This is a genomic window from Streptomyces sp. NPDC001380 (assembly GCF_042895785.1).
Lineage (GTDB): Bacteria > Actinomycetota > Actinomycetes > Streptomycetales > Streptomycetaceae > Peterkaempfera.
In genome coordinates this window covers 20,750-30,073 of sequence record NZ_JBIAWP010000037.1, presented here as the reverse complement: position 1 = coordinate 30,073, position 9,324 = coordinate 20,750, and the positions used below count along the sequence as shown (strand labels likewise).

The following is a 9,324-nucleotide window of genomic DNA, read 5'->3' as shown; positions in this document are numbered from 1 at the left end:
CAAGGCCATCGCCAGCCAGACCGGGCTGAGCCGGCGCACCGTGCAACGCCGCATCCACCACATGATGACCCTCGCCGGGGCCGCCACCCGCATGCAGCTGGCCTGGCAGGCCGCCCGCCGCGGCTGGCTGTGACGACAAGAGCCCGTTGCCCTGGCATCCGACACCTGTCAACGGCTGCTGCGGGGACATCACCGCCGGTCACGAGCCGGAGGGCCGGCGCCCCGTCAAGCGTCCCGGTCCTCGGCTGGACGAACCCGCGACCACATCACGCGAAAAGCGTCGGCCCCAGCTCCTCCGCGCGACTACGGTGCTGCTGGTGGGGATGGTCGCCGGCGAGGGGGCTGAGTCGTGCCGACCGCGTCGCACCCGCCGTAGGTACCTCTGGAGAGTCCACGAGCAGCCGGCTGACCGCGTCCGGCTCCGCGAGCGGGCGCGGTCAGCCGGCACTCTGGGGATCGGGTGTCCCGACCGCATCGGTGCGCCGGCTTCAGGGAGGTGGAAGTAACCGCGCCGGTCCGGTTGATCGGGTGCGTGCCAGAGGACATCCCGTCAGTGGTGGATGAGTTCGCGGCGGACTCACCGTCCAGGCACCGCGTCCGACGTCGCGGGGACGTACGCGCCCTCGATGGTGCGGATAGTCGGATGGTCAGGGGCGAGGGGGACGAGACAGGATGCTCCGCATGACACTGCCCACCCCCGAACTGCAAACCGCCCGCCTGCGACTGCGGCCGTTCACCGACGCCGACGCAGCACCGCTCTACGCGCTGCACAGCAGCGCCAACGTGCTGCGTTACTGGGACTCCCCGCCCTGGACCGAACCGGCCCGCGCCCAGCGCTTCATCGCGGCCTGCCGGACGATCGAGGAGGCAGGGACGGGAGCCCGGGTGGCCGTCGACCGCGTCTCCGACGGCGCATTCATCGGCTGGTGCGGCCTGACCGGCTGGAACCCGGACTTCCGCAGCGCTTCCCTGTGCTACGTCTTCGACGCCGACGCATGGGGCCACGGCTACGCCACAGAGACCGCGCGCGCCGTCCTGCGGTGGGCGTTCGACACGCTGGACCTGAACCGCGTCCAGGCCGAGACCGACACCCGCAACGTGGCGTCCGCCCGGGTCCTGGAAAGGCTCGGCTTCGTCCACGAAGGCACCCTCCGCGAGGACTGCGTCGTCAACGGCGACGTCTCCGACTCCTGGGTCTTCGGTCTCCTTCGCCGCGAGTGGCACCCGACGGTCACGCCGAGGGCCGACCGCTAGGACGGAGGCCTGCCGGTTCTTCGGCCCGCACCCCACCAAGGGACGATGTGGCCGCACGGTCACGCGCCGATTCTCGCCCGTGGCGGCCCATCCCTCCAGGTTCGGGCCACTCGCCCTTCGCCGTGGCCGGGTCGTCGGACGAGGCGGCGTGTTTCTCCGTTGTCGAGCTGGATTCACAGGAGCTGTCCGGCGAGGCCCTGCTCTGGGGCATCGACACACACAACCGGACGGCTCACATCGGGATCGCCCTGCGCCCCGTGTTCCGCGTCCACGGGCTCGGCGTCGATGTGCTGCACACACTGTGCGCGTACGGATTCGCCGTACGCGGACTGCAGCGCCCGCAGATCGACACCCTCACGGACAACACCCCGATGCTCGCGGCGGCTGCGAAGGTTCCTCCTGCATGTACGACACATACGCGGACGAAGCCATCTTCGGCCTGCTCGCCGACGCATGGACGCCCCGGATATGAACAGCGCGAGCCCCGACCCCGCGGTAGAGATGTGGACGGGTAAGGGTGAGAGACGACTTCGGCGAAACCCAGCCGTCCCGGAGCGTCGGCCATCGCACCTGCCGGCCACTGCACCGTGCGGGCCTTGGGCGGCGGCCAGGAAGTAGATCTGCTCGTCCGGCGATCGCGTCGAGTCCGGCGAGGACGGCTTGTCCCGGGTCGAACGCCTGAGTCCCGGGCCGGACAAACCGCGCGCAGGGGGGGCGAGGGGCGAAGAGGGGCATCGCTTCCCGCCCCCCCAAAGCCCCCGACCTCCCGGAAACGCCAGCCGGCGGTTGTCGCTGTGGGCTGCGTCCGAGGAGGGTCAGACGGTGATGGTCTTGTACTCGGTGTAGGTGCCGAGGCCGACCGCGCCGTACTCGCGGCCGATGCCGCTGGCCTTGAAGCCTCCGAAGGGGCCGTCGAAGGCGATCGATGCGCCGTTGACGGTGACGGTGCCGGTGCGTACGCGGCGGGCGACCGCGAGGGCGTGCGCCTCGTCGGAGGACCAGACGCCGCCGGACAGGCCGTACTCGGAGTCGTTGGCGATGCGGACGGCGTCGTCCTCGTCGTCGTAGGCGATGACGACCAGCACCGGGCCGAAGATCTCCTCCTGGGCGATCCGCATGGAGTTGTCGACGTCGGCGAAGACGGTGGGGGTGACGTAGTTGCCCTTCTCCAGGCCCTCGGGGATCTGCGGGCCGCCGGTGACCAGGCGGGCACCTTCCTCGATGCCGAGCTGGATGTAATCGCGCACGCGCTCCTGCTGGTCAGGGCGGATCATCGGACCGATGAACGTGTCGGGCTCGTTCGGGTCACCGACCTTCAGCGACTCCACCAGCTCCTTCAGCGCCGTCACCACCTCCTCGTACTTCTCCCGCGGGGCGAGGATCCGGGTCTGCGCGATGCAGGACTCGCCGTTGTTGAGCAGGGAACCGAACTTCAGGCCCGCGACGGCCTTCTCGATGTCGGCGTCCGGCAGGATGATGGCGGCGGACTTGCCGCCCAGCTCGAGGCTGAACCGCTTGAGCTGCTCGCCGGCAATCGAGGCGATGCGGCGGCCCGCACGCGTCGAACCCGTGAAGGCGATCTTGTCGACGTCCTTGTGCGAGATCAGGTACTCGCTGGTCTCCCGGTCGGCGGGCAGGACGCTGACGACCCCCTCGGGCAGGCCGACCTGCGCCAGCAGCTCGGCCAGGAAGCCCATGCTGAGCGAGTTCTCCGGAGACACCTTGAGAACCACGGAGTTCCCTGTCACCAGGGCAGGGATGATCTTCGACGTGGCCGAGGAGAACGGCGAGTTCCAGGGAATCACCGCGGCCACCACGCCGACCGCTTCGCGGCGTACCACGCTGCGGGTCGGGGAGGACGGGTCGGAGGGAACAAGGGTCTCCTCCCAGTCGAACTCCTCGGCGGCCTTGAGGTAGGCGTTCGCCTGCCGGGTCAGGCCGGCCTGGCCGGCGCGGGTGAACCAACCGGCGGAGCCGTTCTCCAGCGAGATCAGGTGGGCGATCTTCTCCGCGTTCTGCTCCCGCAGGGCGTTGAACCGGCGAAGGGCCGCGATCCGCTCGGCGGGCGGGGTCAGTCGCCACTCACCGGAATCGAAGGACGCCCGGGCCGCAGCGACCGCGCGGTCGATGTCGGCCGGCTGCGCCTGGGCCGCGCGGGCGACCACGGACTGGTCGTGGGGTGAGGTGATGTCGAGCAGCTCGCCACTGCTCGGCTCGACCCAGGAACCTCCGATGAAAACCCGGTCGTAGGTGATCATGTGCTGCCTCTCTCTTCCGCTTGCTCCGTACAGTTCGACGACTGCAATCAAATGCTACTTTACTGTAGCACTTATTGGCAGTATGAGCACATTGATGTGGTACTCAAGCTACGTGGTATTCACATCGGCGACACTCTGGGTCATGAGAGCCGAGGCAACCCGCAGACTCGAAGCCGTCCTGCCCACCGGGGCACGCATGCCGGCCGCCGACCCCGGCGCGACCATCGCGGCGGAGGCGGGCGTGGACCGGCGTACCGTCCACCGGCGCTTCGCCTGCCGCGAGGACCTGCTCGCGGCCATCCACGAGTCCCGCGTCTCCGCCGTCGAGGAGGCCGACGGGCCTGGCCCGGCTGGGCGAGGCGCCCGTCGCCGTCGCCCTGCACCGCTGCGTCGAGGGCATCATCGCCGTGAACCGGACCTGGCCCGTCGGCCTTGCCCGCACGCTCGCCGACGGCACCATCCGCCGACGCCGTGACGCCTGCATCGCCGAGGTGGCCGCCTTTGCGGAGCAAGCCACGAGCGAGGGCCCCCTCGGCCGGGACCAGGGGGAGCGACGGGCGGGACCACTGCTCCCCGACCTGGTGCACCTGGCGGCACACCAGCAGACCCACCCCACCCCCGGCCCGAACGTCCGACGTGGCAGTCGACACGTTTCCACGCGGGATCGGCACGCCCCGCCGGCGGATCCAGGAACAGGCGCAGCAGGCACGATTTCCTGGCGACCGGGACAGAGCAGTCGCGCAAGGCGCATGCAAGGGCCGAACCCCTTGCAGGGGGCCGGCGGCAAACCTGAACGCACTCCGGGACTACGGCCCCTGGGCCCGCCACGGCACGATCCGCACCCGGCACCTGGTCGCGGCGCACGGGTGGGCCCGGCAGCACGCCGAGCACGAGCGCGGGCGCCCGACCATGCGCCGCCGGCCGGCGCCCGGTGAGTGCGGCGGCCGGTCGAGGACTGGTGAGCGAGGCCGGAGGGGTCAGGCGGCCGAGACGGGATCCTTGGCGGGCGCGGGGTCGGAGGCGGGTGCCGGTTCGGCGGTCTTCCGGGCCGGCTTGAGGAAGAGGGCCAGGCCGATGCCGACGGCGAGGGCCGGGGCGATCCACAGGTATCCCATGGCGGTGGCGTGGGCGAAGGCGTCCAGCGCGGTGTCGCGCACGGCGGCGGGCAGCAGGCCGATGGTGTCGGGGCGGGTGGCGTCGAAGCCGCCGGTGGTCGGCAGGTCGTGCGTGCGATCGGCGAAGCCGGTGTTCAGCAAGGTACCGAAGACGGCGACTCCGAAGGCCGCGCCGATGGAGCGGGCGAAGGTGACGACGGCGCTGGCGGCGCCGAGGTCGGCGGCCGGGACGCTGTTCTGAACGGTGGTCAGCACGACCATGGGGATCATGCCGATGCCGACACCGGTGATCAGGAAGTAGACGCTCAGCAGCAGGGTGCCGGTGGCGGCGCCGATGGTGCCCAGCAGGAGCAGTCCGGCGAGGTTGGCGACCAGCCCGGCCAGCAGGATCGTCCGGAGCCGGTCGACGTGCGCCGCCCAGCGCCCGGCCAGGGACTGGCTGATGACCAGGCCGGCGACCAGGGGCAGCATGGAGATGCCGGAGAGGGTGGCCGAGACTCCGTGAACGATCTGGAGGTAGGTCGGCAGGTAGACCAGGGCGGCGAACATCGCGGCGTTGGCGAGAAAGCCGATCAGCGAGGAGAAGACCACGGTCCGGGAGCCGAGGATGGCCGGCGGCAGGACAGGGGCGGTGGCCCGGCGCTCGACAGGGACCAGTGCGGCGGCCAGCGCGACGGTGGCGACGATCAGAGCGATGCTGGCCGGCGATCCCCAGCCCCAGCGCTCGCCGAACGACGTGAGCAGAACCAGGCCGGTCGCGATGGCGGCGAGGACGGTCGCACCGACGTAATCGATGCGAGTCTTGACGCCACGCCGGGCCGTGGGCAGCGCGCGGGAGGCGACGGCCAGGGCGACGATGCCGACGGGCAGGTTGATCAGGAAGGCCCACCGCCAGGACAGCTGGTCGGTGAAGACCCCGCCCAGCAGGGGGCCGACGATGCTGGCCACGCCGTAGACGGAACCGAACATGGCCTGGCACCGGCCGCGCCCGGCCGGGGCGACGATGTCACCGACCAGGGCGAAGGTCAGCACGATCATGCCGCCGCCGCCCACGCCCTGCAGGACCCGCGCGCCGATCAGTTCGGGCAGGTCTTGTGCCAGGCCGCAGGCGATCGAGGCGATCAGGAAGACGGAGGTCGACGCGAGGTAGAGCCGCTTGCGGCCGAACATGTCGCCGAGCTTGCCCCACAGCGGCGTCACGGCGGTGGAGGCGAGCAGATACGCGGCGCTGACCCACGCGATGTCGTCGAACCCGTTCAGGTCCTGCGCCATCCGGGGCAGTGCGGTCGAGACGATCGTCTGGTCCAGGGCCGCCAGGAGGACCGCGAGGATCAACGCGCTCATGGCGGCGGCCACACCACCTGCCTCGGGTACTGCCGACTCGTGTGCCTTCGACATCGCAACGCGCCTTTCGGAGAGCAACCTTTAAATGACACTTTAATGTAGCACTTAAGTTCGCAACCTACACACAGTGGGGGCAATAGTTGTGTCAGGGTGCACAGTCGCCCACTAGACTCGGCGTCGTGAGAGCCGACGCAGCACGCAACCTCGAAGCCGTCCTGACCACCGGAGCGCGCATGCTCGCCGCCGACCCCGGCGCGAGCATCGCGAGCATCGCGGCGGAAGCGGGAGTGGACCGGCGCACGGTCTACCGACGCTTCGACTCCCGCGAGGACCTCCTCGCCGCCATCCACGAAGCCCGCCTCACCGCCATCGAGGACGCCATCGAGGACGCCCGGCTGCGCGAGGCACCCGTCGCAGTGGCTCTGCACCGCTACGTCGAGAACGTCATCGCCCTGAACCGCACCTGGCCCGTCGACCTCGCCGACATGCTCGCCGACGACAGCGTCCGCGTCCGCCGTGACGCCGCCGTCCGCGAGGTCGACGCGTTCCTGGCCCGGGCCACCGACGAGGGCCTGCTGCGTGCCGGCCTCCCCGAAGGCTGGGCGAGCGCGCTGCTTCCCCAGGTGATGCACCTCATCTCACGGCAGCAGCCCGAGCTGAGCCCCGGGCAGGCAGCGGACGTCGTCGTCGACACTCTCCTGCACGGCCTGGGGACGCCCTGACGCCCTGGTGCCCGGGACCACCTGTCCAGGTGGTCCCGGGCACCAGGGCGTCAGGGTGTCACCTTGAGAAGTGACCCCGTACGGGTCGCCGTCCGTCAGCGGAATGCCGAGCAGGTCCTCCAGCACCGCCACCGTCCGGGCCGGCTCCTTGGCATGGACGGTGGCGAATCCCAGTTCCGCCGCGGACAGCAGGTACTGCTCGGTGTCGTCCACGAACACGCACTCCTCGGCCCGCAGGCCGAGACCGTCCAGCACGATCTGGAAGATCTCCGGTTCGGGCTTGCGCGTACCGTGCTCCTCCGACAGCACCAGGGCGTCGAAGCGCTCCTCCAGTTCGTAGCCCTCGTAGAGGTTCCAGGGGGCCGGGCCGACGGAGTTGGAGAGGATGCCGATCTTGACGCCGGCCCGGCGTGCGGCAGCGGCAGCGGCAGCGGCAGCGGCGATCATCGAGGGCTGGGGGCGCAGATCGGCGAAGGTGCGGCCCATCAGATTGTCCGGCGGGACGCCGAGCCGCGCGGCGGCCGCCTCGTTCCACTGGGTCTGGGTGAGCGTGCCACGCTCGAGCTCCTCGGTGAGCCGGATGGCCTCGGCATCGAGGTAGCCGCCACAGTGCCGTCTGCAGCGCGGCCAGGACCAGGTCGGTGTGCTTGGTGGTGGCCGCGGACCAGCCGACGATGCGGCGGGAGAAGGTGTCCACCGTGAACGCGACGTAGACGGTGCCGGCCCGGGCCGCGACGTGGGTGAAGTCGGCGACCCAGGTCCGGTGGGGAGCGGGGGCCACGAAGTCGCGCCCGACCAGGTCGGGCGCTCGCGCGGCGCCGGGGTCCGTCACGGTGGTGACGACCCTGCGGCCCAGCACCGCGCCGGTGATGCCCAGCTCGCGCATCAGCCGCTCCACGGTGCAGCGGGCCACCGCACGGCCCTGCCGGTTCAGCTCACGCCAGACCTTCCGGGCCCCGTGGACACGGTGGTTGGCCTCGTGGACCTCGGTGATCAGTTCCTTCAGCTCCGCGTCGCGGATCTGCCGGGCCGACGGGGACGCCTGCCGCTGTTTGTGGGCGTCGCAGGTGGAGGGGGCGATGCCGCAGTCGTGCTGGGCCGGCACGCGGCAGATCGGCTCGACGCCGCCGAAGCGGTCCCGGTGCTCGTCGATGAACGCCACGAGCGCAGATGCGGCCGGTCGAGCCCGGCCGCGAAGAAACCCGCCGCGGCCTTGAGGATCTCGTTCGCCCGCTTCAGCTCGGCGACCTCCTTCTTCAGCGCCTTGACCTGAGCGGACTCCTCCGTGGTCGTCCCCGGGCGCTGCCCGGAGTCGACCTGCTCCCGCCGGACCCGCTGCCGCACGGTCTCGGCCGATCCGACGCCGGGCTTGGACGCGACGGCCTTCATCGCCGCCCACCCGGTCTCGTCGTCCGGACGGACCTCGCCGACCATGCGCACCGCACGACGCCGCAGCTCAGCGGGGTAAGGGGAGGGACGTGCCACGACTCGATCCTCTCAAGGAATCGAGTCTCCATTCCAACCGGGGCGGTTCAACGAGCCGTTGGCCGGGGCCGGTGGCGGCTCGCGGGGCGGCCGGCCGGGGTCGGGGATCCAAGGGGAACGGGGCAGCCGGCCCGGGAGGGCGTGCCGCCCGTTGGGGCGCCGGTGTTCCCCCGCCACCGGCCCGGCGCGGCGGGCGGCGTCTGGGGTCGTCCGGCCGGCGGGGGCGGCCGTGCCGGTCGCCTGCTGCTGCTTTGGGGCAGACCGGCACGGCATGGTCCAGGCAGGCACCCTGGCCTGCAGCCTGCCGGACGGGACCCGCTCCTTTGCGGCTGGTGTCTGCGTGAGGGCTCCGGGGCCGTCACTGCCGGGAGGTGATGAGTCAGGGCCGCCGGGGCGGGCCGTTCCTTGACCGGGGGGACGGGTGGGCCGCGGGTCCTGTCTATGCTCAGGCCCGTGGCACTGGAATGGGAGCAGATCATCGTCGACTCCGCCGACCCCGTCGCTCTCGGGCGCTGGTGGGCCGAGGCCCTCGGCTGGGTGGTGGTCGACGAATCCGAGGAGATCATCGAGATCCGGCCCGAGCCGGACCGGATGCCGGGGCTGCTCTTCGTGCCTGTCCCCGAGGGCAAGGCGTCGAAGAACCGGCTCCACCCCGACTTCCGCCCCGACGACCAGGAGGCCGAGGTCGCCCGGCTGCTCGCCCTCGGCGCCCGGCGCGCCGGCACCGTGCAGGACGAGCAGCACTGGGTGACCCTCCTCGACCCGGAGGGCAACGAGTTCTGCGTCCTGGGTGAGCGGAGGAGCTGAGCGGAAGCACTGGCGGAGGTGCGGCCCGGCAGGGCTTGCCGGCGGCGCGCGGCTCCGGGGCGAGGAAGGGGCCGGTCTGTCGGGCGATGGGTCCCGGCCTGCTTGACCGTGCTCCCCTGCCGCCCGCGCGGTGCGGTGCGGTCCCGACCGGGAGGGGGCGGTCGGTGCAGGACCCGTTCAGGGGCGATGGGCCGTCGGACGGGGGGCTGTCGTTCGGAAGCCTTGCTGTCTCGGTCCTCCTCCTGGGGAACGGCATGTCGGACCACCGCAACGGGTCATCGCGTGGCCGGCCGCCGGCCGGAGGGGTTCTCGTCCTGCCTGCGGTCCGTGGGATCTGCC

The 9,324-nt window shown here is 71.3% G+C and carries 8 protein-coding genes and 2 pseudogenes; 6 read left to right on the top strand and 4 right to left on the bottom strand.

Going from position 1 to position 9,324, the window contains the following annotated elements; genetic code table 11:
* The 3 genes and pseudogenes from ACFY07_RS27370 to ACFY07_RS27360 all read left to right on the top strand — a co-directional run.
* Nucleotides 1–133, top strand: a pseudogene (locus ACFY07_RS27370) (TrmB family transcriptional regulator); the annotation flags it as partial.
* 548 nt (nucleotides 134–681) lie between these two features.
* Nucleotides 682–1,254: a GNAT family N-acetyltransferase gene (locus tag ACFY07_RS27365; RefSeq protein WP_390872225.1), complete on the top strand. Its 573-nt coding sequence runs from the start codon at nucleotides 682–684 to the stop codon at nucleotides 1,252–1,254.
* A complete protein-coding gene (locus tag ACFY07_RS27360) occupies nucleotides 1,218–1,769 on the top strand; it encodes a GNAT family N-acetyltransferase (RefSeq protein WP_390872224.1) in 552 nt (183 codons plus the stop codon). Before ACFY07_RS27365 ends, ACFY07_RS27360 begins: the two co-directional genes overlap by 37 nt.
* Before the next feature lie 300 nt (nucleotides 1,770–2,069).
* Here the strand turns inward: ACFY07_RS27360 and ACFY07_RS27355 are convergent, their stop codons facing one another.
* On the bottom strand, nucleotides 2,070–3,512 hold the full coding sequence (locus tag ACFY07_RS27355; protein WP_390872223.1) for an aldehyde dehydrogenase: 1,443 nt from the start codon (nucleotides 3,510–3,512) through the stop codon (nucleotides 2,070–2,072).
* Nucleotides 3,513–4,489: 977 nt separating this feature from the next.
* Nucleotides 4,490–5,971 (bottom strand): MDR family MFS transporter, encoded by a 1,482-nt coding sequence (locus ACFY07_RS27350; RefSeq protein WP_390872222.1) that lies wholly within the window; start codon nucleotides 5,969–5,971, stop codon nucleotides 4,490–4,492.
* Between the two features lie 233 nt (nucleotides 5,972–6,204).
* On the opposite strand from ACFY07_RS27350, the gene ACFY07_RS27345 reads away from it, so the two are divergent.
* The gene (locus tag ACFY07_RS27345) at nucleotides 6,205–6,693 is read left to right on the top strand and encodes a TetR/AcrR family transcriptional regulator (RefSeq protein WP_390872227.1); all 489 of its coding nucleotides are present in this window, start codon (nucleotides 6,205–6,207) and stop codon (nucleotides 6,691–6,693) included.
* Here ACFY07_RS27345 and ACFY07_RS27340 read toward each other — a convergent pair.
* Together ACFY07_RS27340 and ACFY07_RS27335 are read right to left on the bottom strand one after the other, a co-directional pair.
* On the bottom strand, nucleotides 6,610–7,179 hold the full coding sequence (locus ACFY07_RS27340; protein ID WP_390872221.1) for an HAD-IA family hydrolase: 570 nt from the start codon (nucleotides 7,177–7,179) through the stop codon (nucleotides 6,610–6,612). The genes ACFY07_RS27345 and ACFY07_RS27340 overlap by 84 nt on opposite strands.
* A gap of 172 nt (nucleotides 7,180–7,351) precedes the next feature.
* Nucleotides 7,352–7,687 (bottom strand): annotated as a pseudogene (locus ACFY07_RS27335) (IS3 family transposase); the annotation flags it as partial.
* On the opposite strand from ACFY07_RS27335, the gene ACFY07_RS27330 reads away from it, so the two are divergent.
* Together ACFY07_RS27330 and ACFY07_RS27325 are read left to right on the top strand one after the other, a co-directional pair.
* Complete coding sequence (locus ACFY07_RS27330) at nucleotides 7,652–7,966, top strand: hypothetical protein (protein ID WP_390872220.1); 315 nt, start codon at nucleotides 7,652–7,654, stop codon at nucleotides 7,964–7,966. The pseudogene ACFY07_RS27335 and the gene ACFY07_RS27330 sit on opposite strands and share 36 nt — an antisense overlap.
* A 665-nt stretch (nucleotides 7,967–8,631) precedes the next feature.
* Nucleotides 8,632–8,985: a VOC family protein gene (locus ACFY07_RS27325; protein WP_390872218.1), complete on the top strand. Its 354-nt coding sequence runs from the start codon at nucleotides 8,632–8,634 to the stop codon at nucleotides 8,983–8,985.
* Nucleotides 8,986–9,324: the final 339 nt, after the last annotated feature.

Bases quoted from the DNA above. Each gene is read 5' to 3' on its own strand.
- ACFY07_RS27365 (WP_390872225.1), top strand. From the start codon at position 682: ATGACACTGCCCACCCCCGAACTGCAAACCGCCCGCCTGCGACTGCGG.
- ACFY07_RS27355 (WP_390872223.1), bottom strand. From the start codon at position 3,512: ATGATCACCTACGACCGGGTTTTCATCGGAGGTTCCTGGGTCGAGCCG.
- ACFY07_RS27350 (WP_390872222.1), bottom strand. From the start codon at position 5,971: ATGAGCGCGTTGATCCTCGCGGTCCTCCTGGCGGCCCTGGACCAGACG.
- ACFY07_RS27345 (WP_390872227.1), top strand. From the start codon at position 6,205: ATGCTCGCCGCCGACCCCGGCGCGAGCATCGCGAGCATCGCGGCGGAA.
- ACFY07_RS27340 (WP_390872221.1), bottom strand. From the start codon at position 7,179: ATGGGCCGCACCTTCGCCGATCTGCGCCCCCAGCCCTCGATGATCGCC.